The 19,756-nt window shown below is 34.1% G+C and carries 15 protein-coding genes and 1 tRNA gene; 10 read left to right on the top strand and 6 right to left on the bottom strand.

What is annotated here, in order from left to right; all coding sequences use genetic code 11:
* Positions 1–48 precede the first annotated feature (48 nt).
* Both ACQKCJ_RS20060 and ACQKCJ_RS20055 read right to left on the bottom strand, forming a co-directional pair.
* On the bottom strand, positions 49–2,289 hold the full coding sequence (locus tag ACQKCJ_RS20060; RefSeq protein WP_427402788.1) for a hypothetical protein: 2,241 nt from the start codon (positions 2,287–2,289) through the stop codon (positions 49–51).
* Between the two features lie 241 nt (positions 2,290–2,530).
* A tRNA-OTHER gene (locus ACQKCJ_RS20055) sits at positions 2,531–2,648 on the bottom strand.
* 823 nt (positions 2,649–3,471) lie between these two features.
* Here ACQKCJ_RS20055 and ACQKCJ_RS20050 point away from each other — a divergent pair.
* The 7 genes from ACQKCJ_RS20050 (at position 3,472) to ACQKCJ_RS20020 (ending at position 12,200) form a co-directional block, all read left to right on the top strand.
* Entirely contained in the window at positions 3,472–4,086 is a 615-nt protein-coding gene (locus ACQKCJ_RS20050) for an HD domain-containing protein (protein ID WP_427402787.1), read from the top strand.
* 246 nt (positions 4,087–4,332) lie between these two features.
* Positions 4,333–5,370, top strand: a complete 1,038-nt coding sequence (locus ACQKCJ_RS20045; RefSeq protein WP_427402786.1) for a helix-turn-helix transcriptional regulator — start codon at positions 4,333–4,335, stop codon at positions 5,368–5,370.
* Positions 5,371–5,591: 221 nt separating this feature from the next.
* Positions 5,592–6,050 carry a MarR family winged helix-turn-helix transcriptional regulator gene (locus ACQKCJ_RS20040; RefSeq protein WP_194615770.1) on the top strand — a complete coding sequence of 153 codons (459 nt, stop codon included), beginning with the start codon at positions 5,592–5,594 and terminating at the stop codon, positions 6,048–6,050.
* Positions 6,051–6,111: 61 nt separating this feature from the next.
* Positions 6,112–8,502 carry a 3-hydroxyacyl-CoA dehydrogenase/enoyl-CoA hydratase family protein gene (locus ACQKCJ_RS20035; RefSeq protein WP_427402785.1) on the top strand — a complete coding sequence of 797 codons (2,391 nt, stop codon included), beginning with the start codon at positions 6,112–6,114 and terminating at the stop codon, positions 8,500–8,502.
* A gap of 166 nt (positions 8,503–8,668) precedes the next feature.
* Positions 8,669–9,850, top strand: coding sequence for an acetyl-CoA C-acyltransferase (locus ACQKCJ_RS20030; RefSeq protein WP_427402784.1), 1,182 nt, complete (start codon positions 8,669–8,671; stop codon positions 9,848–9,850).
* Between the two features lie 135 nt (positions 9,851–9,985).
* Positions 9,986–10,336, top strand: a complete 351-nt coding sequence (locus ACQKCJ_RS20025) for a four helix bundle protein (protein WP_427402783.1) — start codon at positions 9,986–9,988, stop codon at positions 10,334–10,336.
* A 58-nt stretch (positions 10,337–10,394) separates the two neighbouring features.
* Positions 10,395–12,200 carry an acyl-CoA dehydrogenase family protein gene (locus tag ACQKCJ_RS20020; RefSeq protein ID WP_427402782.1) on the top strand — a complete coding sequence of 602 codons (1,806 nt, stop codon included), beginning with the start codon at positions 10,395–10,397 and terminating at the stop codon, positions 12,198–12,200.
* A 310-nt stretch (positions 12,201–12,510) separates the two neighbouring features.
* Here the strand turns inward: ACQKCJ_RS20020 and ACQKCJ_RS20015 are convergent, their stop codons facing one another.
* Positions 12,511–14,523, bottom strand: a complete 2,013-nt coding sequence (locus ACQKCJ_RS20015; protein WP_427402781.1) for a BCCT family transporter — start codon at positions 14,521–14,523, stop codon at positions 12,511–12,513.
* 273 nt (positions 14,524–14,796) lie between these two features.
* Here ACQKCJ_RS20015 and ACQKCJ_RS20010 point away from each other — a divergent pair, with 273 nt between their 5' ends.
* Positions 14,797–15,891, top strand: a complete 1,095-nt coding sequence (locus ACQKCJ_RS20010) for a glycoside hydrolase family 18 protein (RefSeq protein ID WP_427402780.1) — start codon at positions 14,797–14,799, stop codon at positions 15,889–15,891.
* Between the two features lie 75 nt (positions 15,892–15,966).
* Here the strand turns inward: ACQKCJ_RS20010 and ACQKCJ_RS20005 are convergent, their stop codons facing one another.
* From ACQKCJ_RS20005 to ACQKCJ_RS19995, 3 genes are all read right to left on the bottom strand, one after another.
* Positions 15,967–16,449 carry a hypothetical protein gene (locus ACQKCJ_RS20005; RefSeq protein WP_427402779.1) on the bottom strand — a complete coding sequence of 161 codons (483 nt, stop codon included), beginning with the start codon at positions 16,447–16,449 and terminating at the stop codon, positions 15,967–15,969.
* Between the two features lie 152 nt (positions 16,450–16,601).
* Positions 16,602–17,123: a DUF4251 domain-containing protein gene (locus ACQKCJ_RS20000; RefSeq protein ID WP_427402778.1), complete on the bottom strand. Its 522-nt coding sequence runs from the start codon at positions 17,121–17,123 to the stop codon at positions 16,602–16,604.
* A 33-nt stretch (positions 17,124–17,156) separates the two neighbouring features.
* Positions 17,157–17,594, bottom strand: a complete 438-nt coding sequence (locus ACQKCJ_RS19995) for an META domain-containing protein (RefSeq protein ID WP_427402777.1) — start codon at positions 17,592–17,594, stop codon at positions 17,157–17,159.
* 210 nt (positions 17,595–17,804) lie between these two features.
* Between ACQKCJ_RS19995 and ACQKCJ_RS19990 the strand changes: the two genes are divergently transcribed.
* Positions 17,805–18,332, top strand: a complete 528-nt coding sequence (locus ACQKCJ_RS19990; RefSeq protein WP_427402776.1) for a superoxide dismutase family protein — start codon at positions 17,805–17,807, stop codon at positions 18,330–18,332.
* 106 nt (positions 18,333–18,438) lie between these two features.
* Positions 18,439–19,641: an LETM1-related biofilm-associated protein gene (locus ACQKCJ_RS19985; RefSeq protein ID WP_271338675.1), complete on the top strand. Its 1,203-nt coding sequence runs from the start codon at positions 18,439–18,441 to the stop codon at positions 19,639–19,641.
* Positions 19,642–19,756 lie beyond the last annotated feature (115 nt).

Genomic DNA, 19,756 nt, shown 5'->3' with positions numbered 1-19,756 from the left:
AACCTTTGCACCTCTGTCCCGATGGCTATCGGGATTACCCCGTTCTCCCTAATCTATTAATAATTGTGTAACTGCCGCAGCATTTATCGCCCATTTTGCATCGTAAACCTCATCGGCATTTTGATCTTCGGTAATTGTTAAACCCTGGGCTTCTGCTTTGAGTTGTAACAAACTACCAATATTCAATTTACTGCTTAGTTTTGCCAATAATGCCTGAACTCCTTTAAAATCCAAACCTTGAACAACCTGACCTCCAAATGTCATCTCTAACCAAACGATTTCTCTTTTGGCTACATCCAACACTCCAAAAACCAAACCTTTGGCAACATTTTGCATCACACGAACCTGATGATCTACACACGACGGATCGTAAGCCACTCCGGTTTTTTCGGAGATTTTCATTGGGTGTTTACTATTCATCCAACCTACAATAAGATTTGGCGTAATACTTCCGTTGCTGTATGCATTACAAGTAAAAGTTACAAATTTGGCGTTGGCTTTCGCCAAGTCATCAATGTTGATGTTGATATATTCTGCCGTTCCAATTTTATTCGGAATACTTCTGATATCACCGCTATGTTGACAACCTATTGTTTCCAATCGGCTGTACGAACACATATCGGCTTTATCTTCATAGGCAATATGACAGCTCAAATCCATATCCAGGTGTTGTGCAGGCAAGTCTTTACCCCATTGCATGAACAATCGCACTTCGTTACCTTCAATCGGGAAACGTGTTCCCATTAAAGCCACCGGTAAATCCTGAACATTCTCGCTTCGATCTCCTATAGAAACTGGCATATTAAACAATTGCGGATCAATATAGATCGTTTTATTCGGGTTTGCAATTGCTGCAAATCTCTTTTTCATGGCCAATAAACACAACTCTTCGATTTGATTTTTCATCGCTTCTAATTGCGCGTCGTCGTACAAATTCAATAAACCATTTGGTGCAATTCGTTTGTTTGTTCCGCCCAAAGGTTTCACACTTCTTTGCATGTTTTTATCAAAATAATTTTGAGCATACATGTTTAATGTAAATACCAATCTTGCCGGAACTTTATCGATAATTTCTGTAAAATGCGCTAACGTTTCGTCTGCACCAAACCATAACATATTCGAGAATAAGGAACGCGCAAACAATCCCGGACGTTGTTTTAATAATGCAAATGTTTTATCAGCATCAAATTTCAATCTCGACGTGTTTACTTTACTTTGCCAAACATCATATACCTGATTGTAAAACACATCCATCAAAAAAGCCAATTTTTCAAAGCCTTTTCTTTTGCTATATTCTGCCAAACGCAACGCTCTGATAAAACGAACCCACATTCCTCTTTTCGGGTGCATGATTTCGCAGATTGTCTCCACATCCATATCAAGATTGTTCAACCAAGATGCAACCATTAAACATTCTTTTCGGGAATATTTAAGTTTCAAATCTTTTGTCGCTGCGATTTTAGATTGCGCACTTGTATCTAAGAATCCAACAAAATGCTGGGCATTTTTTGATGTTCTTTTGATAATCGTTTTTGGCTCGATAATTTGCAGCAATCCTGTATTCTTGAACCACAAATATCTTAAGATATCGGTTGGAGATTTAAAATACTGAGAAGCCTTTTCGGCCTGACCTTCTTCGATTAAAACATCGATTACCAACATCAAAGTTTCTTTGATCGCGATCTCTGTTTTTGGCAAAGGCAAATATTTTAATGCGATTTTTAAACTATCTGCTTGTGTAGCATCAAGAGCGGTTTTAGATTGTAATAACAATTTATAGAAATCTTCTAATTCTGTTTCTGTCCATAAATCCAATACTTTCAATTTACTTCCTTGTCCGTAATTTTCGATTTTACCAAATTCAAAGGGAGTTCCGCAAAACGGACAGCCATTGTATCGTTCTAAAGGAAATGTATTGTTTGGGATAATATGTCCGCATTGCAAAGTTGTTCCGTTATTCGTTTTAAAAACGTTGGCAAAAAAAGTTGCAACATGATCCAAAACAGTTTCTCCTGTTGGAATATGCCATTCTTTTACTAAAGGTGTCCAGTTTTTATCTGTTCCCAAAACTTCCTTTAGAACATCTAAAACTTCTATTTTATAATTTGGGTTTATATTATTTAAAGCGTGTAATAACGATTCGGAAAATGTAAATCCAAGTTTCGAAACATTGGCTACTAAAACCGATGTTGATCCTGATAATTTTTTAATATCATTCGCAATCATTTCTGATGGAATGAAAATAGCGTTTTGACGCAAACTGATTTTTAATAATTCTTGTGTTTTCATTTTTTTAATTTTTAAAATTTAGATAATTGTGTTTCTGATTCTACCAAAAAGATTTTGAAGTAAGAAACACTTGACCTGAAATTGGAGTGTAATTGATGAACTGTTTTATCAGATGGGTTTCCCCTAAGAAGTAAGTTAATCTTGATCCTCGTTTTTTTTATTAATGATGATTTTAAAACTTGCCGGACTCGAACCGGAAGTTACCAATGTTCTGAAGTAAGTTTTAATTGACCATTAATTGTGAAGCAGATGGGATTCGAACCCATGACCCGGACATTAAAAGTGTACGAAGTAAGTTTTGATTGACCTTTTATTGATAATTACAAAACTACCTGCTCTAACCGCTGAGCTACTGCCTCATTTTAAATTGTGTTAACCGGTAATGGTGTAAGTAGTACGTTGGAAAGTTTTAGAAGTAACTTAAACTTGACCTTGTTAACCCAATTTTTTATTTCAATGAACTTGTTTTATTTCTTAAACAAAGATTTCTATATTACTGCGCAATTATTCTGCGTAGTACAAATTTCTTTTTTTGTGACCCTGATGAGATTCGAACTCATATTCCCTTTCGGGCATTGCGGCTCTAAATACGCTTCCCTACTTTCCCTAACGATTTCGGTGCTTCTGTAAATTCTACCCATTAGTCCGCTCGGGTCTAACCGGAATATCCGCAAACTCTATAGTCAGTAATTTTTCTATAGGCTTTTCCTTTTAAGCTACAAGGTCTTTCGTTTTGACATTACAAAGATTTCAGAACTACTACGCAATTATTTTGCGCAGTAAAAAAAGAATTTTATATTTGAGTAAAGATTTATTTAGCAAAATCGTGTAAGTCCCATTAAGGACGGCACATTTATATTTTTTTTTAGATTTAATAAAACCAATAAAGTCCCAGAGGGACGAAATATTTATAGCAATTTTCCAAAAGCATTTCAAGAACCCCAGCAGGGTGACATATTTTATTGATAAAACATAAAAGCCGAAGTATCGCACCGCTGGAGCTTTTGATTCTCTTCTAATAAATTGCTATACATATTCCGCTCCGATGAAGCTTAATGCCGAACAATGTGAAATTAGCTATAAACATATTGCTCCGCTGGAGCTAATTACAATTCGAAATATAATTGTCTATAAATATTACGCTCCCGTAGACTTTTACAAAAGATTAAACAAAAAAACAATATGAATTTACAGAAAATTTATTCTGAATTACTCACAAATATTGGCTTTTCAGCAAATGAAATTCAACAGAATTGGACTGATTTAGAAAAGGCTTATTCCAATAAATCAAGACATTATCATAATCTAAAGCATTTAGAAGATATGATCGAATGTTATGAAACCTACTTTGACAAACTCAAATTGCCAAACGAAGTATTATTCTCTATTTTCTATCACGATTACATTTATAAGAGCAGTAAAAAAGACAATGAACTTAGAAGTGCCGAATATGCTTTGTCAATTTTGCCCGAAAATATCCAATTGGATAAACAATTGGTTTTTGATGCTATTTGTGCAACGCAACAACATCAACATAATACCAATGAAGATATCAATTGGTTAATAGATTTTGATTTAAAGATTCTCGCCCGCGATTGGGAAGAGTATAAAATCTACTTTGAACAAATCAGAAAAGAATACAGCATTTATCCTGATTTCCTCTACAAACCCGGAAGAGCGAAAGCTTTGAAACATTTTCTGGAAAATGAATTTATTTTTCAGACGGAAGAATTTAGGGATTTATATGAAGAGAAAGCGCGATTCAATATTGAAAAGGAAATTTTATTATTGACGTAGATATTCCCGTTGTTAAACCTGTCAGGTTTGCTTCGAGGAATTAATTGTGGTTACGATGTGTTAGACGCACTGCTGTGCGTCTCTACGATAATACGAACGAGAAAATTGGAATAAAAAAATTTAATAAAATAACGCAAAGTTTTGTTTCACGCAGATTTAGGAGATTTTTATCCTTTTAATCTTTTAATCTGTAGCATTAAAAAAACTTAGCGTCTTAGAGCCTTTGCAGCAAAAAAAACAAAAATTATGTCACAAAACAAAAATGCCTTAATACGGTACAAAACCATTGACAAATGCCTGCAGAATAAATACAGACAATGGACTTTAGACGATTTAATAGAATGCTGTTCTGAAGCTTTGTTTGAATATGAAGGCCGCGAAAACCCAATTAGCAAACGAACAATCCAAATGGATATTCAGCTAATGCGAAGTGAAAAACTGGGTTATAATGCGCCAATCGTAGTTTATGATAAGAAGTATTATAAATATGAAGACGAAGAATTTACGATAACCGATATTCCGCTGACGGAAACGGATATGAATGTTTTGACAGAAACGGTTTCGATGTTGAAACAGTTTAAGGATTTCTCTTTGTTTAGCGACGTATCGGATATTCTGCAGCGTTTAGAAGATAAAATCTATTCTGAGAAATCGCATACCAAACCGGTTATTTACCTGGACAAAAACGAAGGATTAAAAGGTTTGCATTATCTGGATGAAGTGTATCAGGCGATTATCAAGAAGATTGTTCTGGTGATTACGTATAAGTCTTTTAAATCGAGAGAGGAAAGTAAATTTCATTTTCATCCTTTTATCTTAAAGGAATTCAATAACAGGTGGTTTTTGATAGGCAAGAAAAAAGGTTCTCAGCCCATTAGTAATTTGGCTTTGGACAGAATTATAGCGATAGATTATGATTTTAATCTTCCTTATTTAGAAGAAGATTTTGATGCGGAACTCTTTTATAAAAATGTAATTGGTGTGACTGTAAACACAGGTTTGCAGCCCAGAAAAATCGAACTTTGGATAGACGCTGTAAACGCACCTTATGTTTTAACCAAGCCTTTGCACAATACTCAAAGATTAATTAAGGAAAATGAGGACAAAAGTATTATCGTGCATTTGTTGATTTCTCCTAATTATGAAATGGAGCGTATTTTATTGGGCTTTGGTGACGGAATCGAAGTTTTGAAGCCTGAAAACTTACGAAATCGTATGAAAAAGATCCTCCAGAAAGCATTTTCAAGATACGAGCCTGAAAATAACACTGAGTTAAACTCATGATTTTTTACAATATGTAGAATTTATTCCCAAATTAAAACCATAAAACAATTTTTACAGCATAAAATTTGTTAAAATCTCAAAAAAGAATAGTATATTTCAATTAATTTTAAACCATAAACCGCTCTAAATCAGAGATATTTTTTTACTAACCAAAAAATTATCACAAAATTATATGCATGCATAGTATTTTTTGATTATATTTGAAATCGATATAGTTACATATGAAAGAGAAAACAATAGATTATATTTTGAGAGCTACCTGGCAGGCTGTATCAAGAATGTACAACGAAGAAGCTGCGAAATACGATGCCACAATGGCCACCGGATTTGCGCTTTTGAGTATTGACAAAGAGGAAGGAACTCCGTCTACCGCTTTAGGACCAAGAATGGGAATGGAAGCGACGAGTCTGACCAGAACATTAAAATCAATGGAAGACAAAGGTTTGATTGTTCGCAAAAAAAATCCAACGGATGGCCGTGGTGTTTTAATATACCTGACCGAATTTGGAAAAGAAAAAAGAGATTTATCTAAAAATACGGTTCTGAAATTTAATGAAACAATCAGAAAACATGTTTCAGACGAAAAACTGAAACATTTTATTGAAGTTTCTGAAATCATCAATGAATTAATTCAGGACAAAAACATATTTAATCAAACAGAAAAATTAGAAAAAGAATAGACTGGGATATTTTTTATAAAGGTCTATTTCAAATTCAAATAAAAAACAAAATATTAACTCTATGAAACGCACAATTAAAAAAGTTGCTGTAATTGGATCCGGAATTATGGGTTCAGGAATAGCTTGTCATTTTGCCAATATTGGTGTTGAAGTTTTACTGCTTGACATCGTACCACGCGAGTTGACAGAAGCTGAAACTAAAAAAGGATTAACGCTTGAAAGTAAAGTTGTTCGCAACCGAGTTGTAAACGAGCACTTGGCGAATTCATTAAAATCGAAACCATCCCCTATTTACAGTCAGAAATTCGCAAACAGAATTACGACTGGAAATACTACTTATGATATAGCTAAAATTGCTACTGTAGACTGGATTATTGAGGTTGTAGTAGAGCGTTTGGATATTAAGAAACTAGTATTCGAACAAATCGAGAAATTCCGTAAACCGGGAACTTTGGTTACTTCAAACACTTCTGGTATTCCAATTCATTTTATGAGCGAAGGAAGAAGCGAAGATTTTCAACAACACTTTTGCGGAACTCACTTTTTTAACCCTGCGCGTTACTTAAAGTTATTTGAAATTATTCCTGGTCCAAAAACCTCAACTGAAGTATTGGATTTCTTAAACGAATACGGATCTAAATTTTTAGGAAAAACATCTGTTGTTGCTAAAGATACTCCGGCGTTTATTGGAAATAGAATTGGTATTTACGGAATCCAGAGTTTATTCCACTTGGTAAAAGAAATGGGATTAACGATTGAAGAAGTTGATAAATTGACTGGTCCTGTTATTGGTCGTCCAAAATCGGCTACTTTCCGTACTGTTGACGTTGTTGGATTAGATACTTTGGTGCACGTTGCCAATGGTATTTATGAAAACTGCCCGACAGACGAACAACACGAATTGTTTAAACTTCCTGATTTCATCACAAAAATGATGGAGAACAATTGGTTAGGAAGCAAAACAGGACAAGGTTTCTACAAAAAAGTAGACAAAGATATTCTTACGCTGGACTTAGATACACTAGAATATCGTGCTGCTAAAAAAGCAAACTTCGCTACTCTTGAACTAACAAAAACTATTGATAAACCTATCAACCGTTTTAAAGTTCTTGTAAAAGGGAAGGACAAAGCAGGAGAATTCTACCGTAAGAGTTTCGCTGGAATGTTTGCTTATGTGTCGAACAGAATTCCTGAAATCTCAGACGAATTATATAAAATTGATGATGCGATGAAAGCCGGTTTCGGATGGGAAAATGGTCCATTTGAAATTTGGGACGCCATAGGTGTTGCAAACGGAATCGAAATCATGAAAGCAGAAGGTTTAGAGCCAGCTGCATGGGTAAACGAAATGTTAGCTTCCGGAAGCGAAAGTTTCTACTCTGTAAAAGAAGGAGCAACTTATTTCTATAACATTCCAACAAAATCTCAAACTAAAGTTCCAGGACAAGATTCATTCATTATCCTGAACAACATTCGCGAAAGCAAAAAAGTTTGGAGCAATAGTGGTGCAATTATACAAGATTTAGGAGATGGAATCTTGAACTTAGAATTCCAATCAAAAATGAATACTATTGGTGGCGACGTACTTGCTGCTATCAATAAAGCAATCGACTTATCTGAAAAAGAATACCAAGGTTTAGTTATTGGAAACCAGGCAGCTAATTTCTCTGTTGGGGCTAATATCGGAATGATTTTCATGATGGCCGTTGAGCAGGAATACGACGAGTTGAACATGGCAATCAAAATGTTCCAGGACACAATGATGCGCGTTCGTTATTCTGGAATTCCGGTTGTAGTAGCACCTCACGGAATGACTTTTGGTGGTGGATGCGAAATGAGCTTACACGCTGATAAAGTGGTTGCTGCTGCAGAAACCTATATGGGATTAGTTGAGTTTGGTGTTGGTGTACTTCCTGGCGGTGGTGGATCTAAAGAAATGGCTTTGAGAGCTTCTGACTTATTTCACAAAAATGATGTGGAGTTGAATGTTCTTCAGGAGTATTTCTTAACTATCGCTATGGCAAAAGTGTCAACTTCAGCGTACGAAGCTTTTGACAATGGACTTTTACAACACGGTAAAGATATTGTAGTAGTAAACAAAGATCGTCAGATTGCTGAAGCTAAAAAACATGCATTATTAATGGCTGAAGCGGGTTATACACAACCTATCAGAAGAACTGATGTGAAAGTATTAGGAAAACAAGCATTAGGAATGTTCTTAGTAGGAACAGACCAAATGGAAGCTGGAAAATATATTTCTGAGCACGATAAAAAAATCGCTAACAAACTGGCTTATGTTATGGCTGGTGGTGATTTATCTGAAGCAACTTTAGTATCTGAACAATATTTATTAGATATCGAACGTGAAGCTTTCTTGAGTTTATGTACAGAACGTAAGACTTTAGAGAGAATTCAATACATGTTGACAAAAGGAAAACCACTTAGAAATTAGAAAATAGAACAAAGAGAATAGAATATAGATTTCAGACTTAGTAAAGTCTATACTCTATCTTCTATACTCTTAAAAAATAGAATAAAGAGAAAAGAATATAGATTTAAGACTGTGTTGAGTCTATTTTCTATAATCTATTTTCTATAATCTTAAAAAACAAAAACAAATGAAAACAGCATATATAGTAAAAGCTTACCGTACTGCGGTAGGAAAAGCACCAAAAGGGGTTTTTAGATTTAAAAGACCTGATGAATTAGCTGCAGAAACTATTCAGTTTATGATGGCTGAATTGCCTGATTTTGACAAAAAACGTATCGATGACGTTATGGTAGGAAATGCCATGCCGGAAGCAGAACAAGGTTTGAACGTTGGACGTTTAATCTCTCTGATGGGATTAAAAGTTGAAGATGTTCCTGGTGTAACCGTAAACCGTTATTGCGCATCTGGACTTGAAACTATCGGAATGGCAACTGCAAAAATCCAATCAGGAATGGCAGATTGTATCATCGCCGGTGGTGCCGAAAGTATGAGTTTTATTCCGATGGGAGGTTACAAACCAACTCCGGATTATAAAGTTGCTGCTGCAGGTCACGAAGATTATTACTGGGGAATGGGTTTAACTGCTGAAGCGGTTGCCAATCAATATAAAATATCCAGAGAAGATCAGGATGAGTTTGCTTATAACTCTCATATGAAAGCCTTGAAAGCACAAGCTGAAGGTAAATTCGATAAACAAATCGTTCCTATTACTGTTGAGCAGACTTTCGTTAATGAAAATGGTAAAAAAGAAACTAAATCATACGTTGTAAAACAAGACGAAGGCCCAAGAGCCGGAACTTCTGTTGCTGCTTTAGCAGGTTTAAGACCCGTTTTTGCTGCTGACGGAAGCGTAACTGCCGGTAACTCTTCTCAAATGAGTGATGGTGCCGCTTTTGTTTTGATCATGAGCGAGGATATGGTAAAAGAATTAAACCTTGAGCCAATTGCAAGACTGGTAAACTTTGCTTCTTCTGGTGTTGAACCAAGAATCATGGGTATTGGTCCTGTAAAAGCAATTCCGAAGGCGTTGAAACAAGCTGGTTTAGAGTTGAAAGATATTGATTTGGTTGAATTAAACGAGGCATTTGCTTCTCAGTCTTTGGCTGTAATTCGCGAGTTAGGCTTAAATCCTGATATCGTAAACGTAAACGGTGGAGCAATCGCACTAGGACATCCTCTGGGTTGTACCGGAGCTAAACTTTCTGTTCAGTTATTCGACGAGATGAAACGCAGAGGTAATAAATACGGAATCGTTTCTATGTGTGTGGGAACTGGACAAGGTTCTGCGGGGATTTACGAGGTTCTTTAAGAAGAGAATAGAAAATAGAGTATAGAATAAAGAGAATAGATGTTTTTTAGATGAAAGAGACAAGAGCAAAGATCTATTAAAAGTAATAAAAAACCTACTTTATGATTCTTTAGTTTCTTATCTTGGTAAAAAAACATGAGACATAATTATAAGAATTTGAAGATTTGGCAAATGGGAATTTCAATTGCTAATGATATTTCAGATTTATTGCTAGACTTTCCGAGACATGAAAGGTATGATTTAAGTTCACAAATAAGCAGATGTTCTGTTTCAATGTCTAGTAATATAGCTGAAGGTTCATCAAGAACTGATAAATCTTTCAGTCATTTTTTAGATATTTCTCTAGGTTCTTCATTTGAATTAATAACACAATTATTAATTGCAAAGTATAGAAAACATATAAACGAAACACAATTTAACCAATTAGAAATTAAAATAGAAGAATTTCAAAGAATGACAATGGGCTTCCAAAACGGATTAAAATAACGTTCAGTCTAAAATCTATTCTCTTTATTCTATTTTCTTTTCTCTAAAAAAAATAAAAATGGCAGATACAATCGAAAAAAACGTAACCCGTGGTGGTCAGTTTTTAGTTAAAGAAACAAAATGCGAAGATATCTTTACACCAGAAGATTTTTCGGAAGAGCAATTAATGATGCGTGACTCTGTAAAGGAGTTTGTAGACAAAGAAATTTGGCCTAACAAGAATCGTTTTGAGAAAAAAGATTACGCATTTACAGAAGAAAGCATGCGTAAAGCAGGTGAACTGGGACTTCTAGGAGTTGCTGTTCCGGAAGAATATGGCGGATTAGGAATGGGATTTGTATCTACAATGTTAGTTTGCGATTACATTTCTGGTGCTACAGGATCTTTCTCAACTGCTTTTGGTGCTCACACCGGAATTGGAACTATGCCAATTACACTTTATGGAACTGAAGAACAAAAGAAAAAATACGTTCCTAAATTAGCTACAGGAGAATGGTTTGGAGCTTATTGTTTGACTGAGCCAGGTGCAGGATCTGATGCAAACTCAGGAAAAACAAAAGCTGTTTTATCTGAAGATGGAAAATACTACTCTATTACAGGTCAAAAAATGTGGATTTCGAATGCAGGTTTCTGTAGCGTTTTCATCGTTTTTGCCCGTATTGGTGATGATAAAAATATTACAGGTTTCATCGTAGAAAATACTGCTGATAACGGAATTTCTATGAATGAAGAAGAGCATAAATTAGGAATCCGCGCTTCATCTACACGTCAGGTTTTCTTTAACGATACGAAAGTTCCTGTTGAAAACATGTTGTCTGAAAGAGGAAACGGTTTCAAAATTGCAATGAACGCATTAAACGTTGGTCGTATTAAATTAGCAGCAGCATGTCTTGATGCTCAAAGAAGAGTAACTTCCGGAGCTGTAAAATATGCTAATGAAAGAATCCAATTCAACACACCAATTTCAAGCTTTGGAGCCATCCGCTATAAATTAGCAGAAATGGCTACAAGTGCTTATGCAGGTGAAAGTGCTTCTTACCGTGCGGCAAAAAATATCGAAGACAGAATTATCGCTCGTGAAGCTGAAGGAACAACTCATCAGGAAGCTGAACTAAAAGGTGTTGAAGAATATGCTATCGAATGTTCTATCCTTAAGGTTGCTGTTTCTGAAGATGTTCAGAATTGTGCTGACGAAGGAATTCAGATTTTTGGTGGAATGGGATTCTCAGAAGATACTCCAATGGAAAGTGCCTGGAGAGATGCTCGTATTGCTCGTATTTACGAAGGTACAAATGAAATTAACAGAATGCTTTCTGTGGGAATGTTAATCAAAAAGGCAATGAAAGGTCATGTTGATTTATTAGGACCTGCGATGAAAGTTTCTGAAGAATTAATGGGTATCCCATCTTTTGACACTCCTGATTTCTCTGAATTATTTGCTGAAGAAAAAGGGATTGTTGCCAACCTGAAAAAAGTTTTCTTAATGGTTGCAGGAAGTGCAGTTCAAAAATATGGTCCGGATTTAGATGCTCACCAACAGTTATTAATGGCTGCTTCTGATATCTTAATCGAAATCTATATGGCTGAAAGTACTATTCTTAGAACTGAAAAATTAGCTAAAAATCAAGGTGAAGATAAAGTACAAGAGCAAATTGCTATGGCAAAATTGTACTTGTATAAAGCAGTAGATATTGTAACTCAAAAAGGAAAAGAAGGAATTATTTCTTTTGCCGAAGGTGACGAACAACGTATGATGTTAATGGGATTACGTCGTTTTACAAAATACACTAATATGCCAAATGTAGTGGCATTGAGAGAAACAATTACTAATAAATTAGTTGCAGAAAACGAATACTGCTTCTAATATAAAAATAGTTTTTAGCTTTTAATTTGTTTAAACCCGCACTTATCCGAAACAGTGCGGGTTTATTTTTTTATTTTTAACCTTAAAGTATTTTACCAGATAAACTACATAAGTTCACGTAAAAAATGAGAATGCTGTTTATCTTTTATTACGTCATTATATAACCCTACCTAAATTTATATTTAAAGTACACCACTTGTATTTTCTTATTCAAATAATTATAAGTTGCACAGCTTACTAAAACACAATACTTACGTTATCTTATATAACTAACATGTTTAAAACACGTACAGTTAGATTTTTTTTACAATTAACTATTAGGTTTCATAATCAAATCGTGATCGCCCTCGGAGCTAAGGTTTAAAAAACGTTCGTATTCTCTTAGAACATCTGATATAATTCCATCCTTAGTCAAATATTGAATATCATATCCTTTACGGTGGTCTCCAAAATAAGTAATCGGTTCAAAAACGAATTCCTTATCTATATCCGGAGTATTTTTCTCGTTCAGTAATGTTTCAGAAACAGTCTGAGGTTGTGCCATTACACCATATTTAAAATTTCGCAATTGATCGTATTTTATCTCTAACTCAATAGCTTGTTGTGGCGAAGAAAAAGTATTTATATGAGCTTCAATATTATTCTTCGCTAATTCCACCAATAATTCTTCAAAAGCCTTTTTCACCGTTTCATTTAGAAATTTATGAATGTCTTTCTTTTTAGAAACCGTTACAATCTTTTCTAAATGTTCTTTCCAATTGCTATTGTTCCAATTTAGGCTTCCATGCGAATATTTTTTCTCACTATATTCACTATCAACAACCAATGCTTTCCACAAATTATAACACAATAACGCCATAATAATTCCAAAAGGCAAAGCAGTAATCAATGTCATTGTCTGCAAAGAAGCCAAACCTCCGGAATGTAATAAACTTAGCGATAAAAGCGATAATAAAACACCCCAAAAGACACTTTGCCACTTCGGAAAACTTATGGCTCCTTTTGATGCAATACCATTCATTATAAAAATTCCAGAATCTGCTGACGTGATAAAAAACACGCAAATAATCAAAATCGACAAGATATTCAAAAAGGTAGTAAAGGGAAAATAGGTAAAGAAATTAAATAATAATGTATCCGGATTTTTAGCAAACTCGCTCAAAGCTCCATGTGCTACATGTTCATCAATCCATACTGCACTACTTCCAAAAACGGTCATCCATAGAAAATTAAAAAAAGCAGGAATAAATAATACTGCCAGAATAAACTCCCTTATAGTTCTTCCTTTAGAAATTTTTGCAATAAACAATCCAACATAAGGCGCCCATGAAATCCACCAGGCCCAATATAGAATAGTCCACTTTGAAAACCATTCCTGGCTTCCTTTTTCATAAGCATACGTATTAAAAGTAAGCGAAATAAAATGACTTATATAATGTCCCAAACCTTCAGTAAATGTACTTAAAATGTATATCGTTGGCCCAAAAACAAGTATAAACAACATTAACAAAACGGCCATAATAATGTTTAATTCACTTAATTTCTTAACCCCTTTTCCTAAACCAGAAATAGCAGAAGAAACTGCAATTACCATTACTACCAAAACAATAATAATCTGATAATTAAAACTGGATTCAGGAATTATATGAAGACTTAATAATCCTGCACTTAATTGAACAACACCAAAACCAAGCGTCGTAGCGATTCCAAAAAAGGTACTGCACAAACCAAAAACATCAACAATATTTCCAAACTTTCCGTGAATTCTATTTTTTAAAATCGGGTAAAATCCGCTTCGGATTGCAAGAGGCAAATTATGTCTGTAAGCAAAATACGCCAGTGACAGCCCAACTACCCCATATATCGACCAAGCATGAAAACCCCAATGAAAAAAGGTATACAATTGCGCTTCTTTTGCTCGTAAATTATCTGCTAAATTGGCATTTGCCGGCGTTGCATAATGTGACATCGTTTCTCCTACCCCAAAATACATCAAACCAATTCCCATTCCGGCGGCAAAAAGCATCGCTACCCAGGAAAAAAAAGAATATTCAGGCTCTGAATCGTCTGCACCTAATTTGATTTTACCAAATTTACTTATTGCCAATGTGATCAAAAACAGCACAAAAACTGTCACCAGCAATACATAAAGCCAGCTTAAATTCTTGAATATTATTTCTTTTACAATATTAAGTGCCTGCTCTGTATCCTTCGAAAAAAAAACACAAAATAATGATATTGCAATAATTATAGCTAAACTGGGTAATGCAACTGATTTTGTAAAATTGGTTTGAAAGACACTTGAGCTTTTAGTTTTATTCATGGTAAAATTGTTTGTCACTTATTATCAAAAGTTGTTCTGAATCTTAGATTCAGATAAAGGAGTTTTTTTTATTATAAAAATAACTTTGATAATCTATATAGAGATGTATTGTAAATTTAGTCAAAAAGAAAAAAAAATCCTATTTAAACACAATAAACTTGATTTTTGTAACCAGAAACGTAACAAATCAGCTTAAGACTGTTTGCCAATTTAGTTCATATTTCATTCGAAAAGTTCTATATTTAGCATTCTAAAAACTTTAAAAAACATAAAATGAAACAAATTAACCTGATTGCCCTGATTTTATTGTGCAGCTTTACGTCAAGTACATTTGCACAAAAAAACAAAAAGATCGACATCATTGCTTATTACACAGGCGATGATAAACTCATTAACGATTACGAAGTAAACAAGTTAGATCAGATTATCTTTAGTTTTTGTCACTTAAAAGACGGAAAACTAAGCGTTGATTCTCCTAAAGATTCAACTACAATTAAACATTTAGTTTCTTTGAAAGCATCTAATCCACAGCTTAAAATTCTTCTTTCGCTTGGTGGTTGGGCAGGTTGTGAGCCTTGTTCAGCGGCATTTTCTACAGCTGAAGGAAGATTAACTTTTGCTAAATCAGTAAAGGAAGTAAGCACTTATTTTAAAGTGGATGGTTTAGATTTAGATTGGGAATATCCGGCAATTGAGGGACTGCCAGGACATTTATACCAAGCTGCTGACAAACCTAACTTTACAGAATTAATCAAAATTTTACGTTCTACTTTAGGCAAAAAATATGAATTGAGTTTTGCTGCAGGAGGCTTCCAAAAATATTTAGATGAATCTGTTGACTGGAAAGCTGTTGCTCCACTAGTAAATCGTATCAACATTATGAGCTACGATTTAGTAAACGGATATTCTACGGTTACAGGACATCATACTCCTTTGTACAGTACAAATCCTAAAGAAGAATCTACAGACAGAGCTGTTGAATTTTTATTAAAGCAAGGGATTCCTGCTGAAAAATTAGTTATTGGTGGTGCATTTTATACCAGAACCTGGAAGAATGTAGAAAACGTAAACAATGGTTTATATCAGACAGGAGAACACATTCAGGGTGTTTCTTTCAAAAGCTTTGCAGACACTTATACAGAAGCAAATGGCTGGAAATATTTCTGGGATGATAAAGCTAAAGCTGCTTACTGGTACAATGAGAAAGAGAAAACATTTGCAACGGGAGACAACTTAACTTCTATAAAAGCAAAAGCTGAATATGCCAAAGCTAAAAAACTGGGCGGAATCATGTTCTGGGAACTTCCTTTGGATACGCCTCGTGACGGTATGGTTGATACTATTTATAAAGTTAAAACAGCTAAATAAATCATTAAAAAAAAGACAATAAAAAACGGCCAATACTTAAGTACTGGCCGTTTTTCTATTTACAGGAAAAGTTGATTAAACTTTTGATTTGTCTAATTCACCAATGAAAGGAATTGATTCGAGAATCTCAGCTCTAATTATGGTTTGCAAATACACTTCTAACTGAAGAAATTTAGCTGCATTTATTGCCCCAACTGCTTTTTTAGCCTGATTATAAGTTTTAGAGTATAATTTTTCATATCCTAAATGATTTTTCAAAGTTCCTTTTGCCAATTCATCTGCTTTTGCATCGGTCAGAGTAGCATAATTGACTGCATAATCATTAATAAGTTGAAATTTTGTTTGTCCAAGCGCTTTACGCTCGACTTCATAATTATCATACACTTTAGTAAAAGCTGCAGATTGCGTGTCAGACAAATTCATGTACTGTTTTACAAGATCACTTTTCGACTTACCATAAATACTTTGCAGAACATCTATATCTTCCTTAAACGAAGATTGAGCATAAGATGAAAACGAGGCAATTGCCATAATAAGAATAAGACTTAATTTTTTCATAGTTTTAAATTTTAATTTGTTACTAATTAAAGGATTCATGCATTATCAAATATACTAATTTTTCTGACAAAATATTTCAAGCTAAAAAACGAATATTTATAAAGAGACAGAATAAAACCATTAATTAGGGAATTCGCCCTTAAATAAAAAATTTATTTTTTAGTTTCTGCAGCTTTAGGAGCTTTAATTTCTCCATCATACGAGATTGATACCCGGTTATTGCTATTAACAGAAAGTGTTGCTCCACCATCAAAAAAGATAGAAAATATCAAATCATAAACATCATCTTTTCCTTTCACTGTTGCTCTCAAAGTATAATTTTTCTTTTTTTTCTCGACTTTTATATTTTCCGGAACACCTTCAAATTTTATTCCCCCGTCTCCACCATAAGGAACATTAAATGCACGTCCGAAAAATGGCAAATCACAAGTTGTTTTCTCTGTATTGAAATTTAAGAAGTAGCTGTTATTATTAAGAATAATTAATCTGCCGCCTTGCGGATTAACTTTTTGCGCTTCGAAAACAAAGTTTTTAGAATCAATCAAAGCTTCAATTTCGCTTTGCTTCTTAAGGTCACTTTCTGCCTTTAATTCTTTCTTCGTTTTTTGCTGTGCATAAACAGGAGCAGCTAAAAGGCATACTAACACTAATAAAAGCGATAATTTAGTTTTCATAAATATATTTTTATAGAATAAAAAAAGAAAATATTATTTTTTTGTAAATCGCATCATGGCAATATCTCCGGAAATAAAGTTTAAAGTTTTTCCGTCATCTGTAACATCATACGAAGTTATTTTTTGCAGCGTACTCATAAAAACCTGCTCTCCTTGCTGCGCATCCATACACATCATTTTGGTCATAGCCATTGGCTGCGTAAAATCAATTTTATTGCCGGTTACAACAAGTTTTCCTGTAAAAGAGTTACAACTACTATTTCCTGAAACCTGATTTTCTTTTACATTAAAATTTATGGTTGGTTTTTTGTTTGGATATAAACCATCAAAAGCAATTCTTGGACCGCTGATATAATTGAGCTCCCACGTTCCGTCGAGTTTAGAAACGGAATCATTTTTTTGAGTTTTAGTAGCATTACATGAAATTAAGGCAACTCCTAAAAAAAGCAAAACTAAAATATTCTTCCTCATAATTTTATATATTAAATTAAAAAATAATAAACATTTATTTATAGAATTTTGAATTTGAGGTTATACGAAATTACGCAATAATTTCTGGTTGTTTACTTAAAGAGGTATTAAATTACAACCAATAGTTTTGGATTTTTTTAACGATTAGGGTTAATCAATGTCGGAATTTTATGTTAAATTTACTTAATCTTTAATTTAAAAGCCTCACACATGAAAAAAATAATTGTTTCTTTCGCTATAATTACGGCCTTAATAGTTGGTTGTAAGACTAGTACAAAATCAAGTGACAGCAAAACGCTGACTGTCGCCCTGGAACCAAAAAGCAATAGTACTGTTGCAGGAACAGCTACTTTTACGGAGAAAAATGGTAAAGTAACATTTGTTGCAAAAATGTCTGGATTACAACCTGGAGTTCACGCTATACACATTCACGAGAAAGCAGATTGTAGTTCTGCGGACGGAAGTTCTGCTGGCGGACACTGGAATCCAACTTTCAAAAAACACGGAAAATGGGGTGTTGCAGAATATCATAAAGGTGATATTGGAAACTTTACCGCTGATACAAAAGGTAATGGATCTATAACATTAACTACTGACGAATGGTGCATTGGTTGTGGTGATGAGACTAAAGACATTCTTGGAAAAGGTTTAATTGTACATCAGGGAACTGATGATTTTACAACTCAGCCTACCGGAAATGCCGGCGGAAGAGTAGCTTGCGCAGGAATCATCAAGTAAAAAAACAAATAACCACTATTTTTCACAAAAATCTAGTGGTTATTTTATTTAAAATATATCCTAAAACGAGAAAAAGATATAGCTTTGCAGCTATAAATAAAAGTTAATGATTAACCCATCAGCATCAGGTTGGATAGACAAGTTTTTTAGCGAACAAAAGTTCTCAGAAGCAATTCCTTTTGAAACTACGGATTCGTTTTACTATAAAGTCAGAGAAACCGGTTTTATTTATGGACATATCATTACTATTGATTCCCGAATTCCAATTCCTATAAAAGGCTGGTTTAAAACCGAAATTTCTAAAGTTGCCCTATTAAATACTTTATACGGCGTTTTTTGTTTAGAAAAAAGAACATTTGAACCTACTGTTTTTATTACCGCAGTTTTAAAATTCTACAACGAAATGAATCCGGAAGGATTTAATCTCTTCAAAATTTTACTTCCAAAAGATACCCCTTCCCTATCTTTAGAAAACATAATCGATCAAAGGGTTCAGACCAATGATAGTATTATCAGTAAAAACTTTTCGCACTTAGTAACCAATGCCCTTTTGTTTATTGATGTCCTGGCTTTCAGACAATATCTGGAACATGGTGCAATTCCTGAAAAGTATCTAAAACGAATCGAAGAAACTGTTCTTGGTATTGTTGCTTTGGCTTTAAAAACCAAAACGATCAAATCGCAACACGATGATTTACTGATTAAACTTTTTGAAGCTTCGATACGTTATTCAAAATTTTCAAAAGTTACTGTTGATACCCTCGAAACATTACAGCTTGATTATTTTAGTAATAAACTCGAACAATATTATTTAATCGACATGGCCGGAATGGCTTTATGGAGCGATGGTGTTGTAGAAAATGAAGAGTCTTACTTTTTATATTCATTGGGATCAATGATGAACGTTTCTGATGATTTTGTAACCAAAAGTATTGATACAACCAATAGCTTTATTACCACTCATAAAAAGAAAATTCCATATTTTAATTATTCTAATCCGGTAAAACACTTTTACGATCAAATGACGCACAGCGTTGTAAAATTGATTGTAAGAAACAAAAACAGACTGGTTAAGGAAATTATACAGAGTAAGGAATTAATGATCCTGCTGGCTTACTCTACAACAAGAGATCTGGATGCCAAGGAAAAAAAGAAAGTAAAAAAACAACTCTTAGATATTTGCAAAACGATTCCGTCACTGACCATATTCTTACTTCCGGGCGGAAGTTTATTATTACCGATACTGATCAAGTTTATTCCAACTTTATTACCATCGGCCTTTAATGAAAATCTAGACGAAAACGAATAAAAAAAATCGCCCTTTTGAGGTAGTCATGGTCGGAAGATTTTTCTTCCGACTTTTTTTTGTCTTGTTCTTAACAAATTATTCTTAACAGGATTAATCTTGTTTGTATATTTATTGC

The sequence above is a fragment of the Flavobacterium sp. NPDC079362 genome, from assembly GCF_050267765.1.
GTDB lineage: Bacteria > Bacteroidota > Bacteroidia > Flavobacteriales > Flavobacteriaceae > Flavobacterium > Flavobacterium azizsancarii.
The sequence above is the reverse complement of the archived record's forward strand: the minus strand, read 5'-3'. Positions and strand labels throughout refer to the sequence as shown.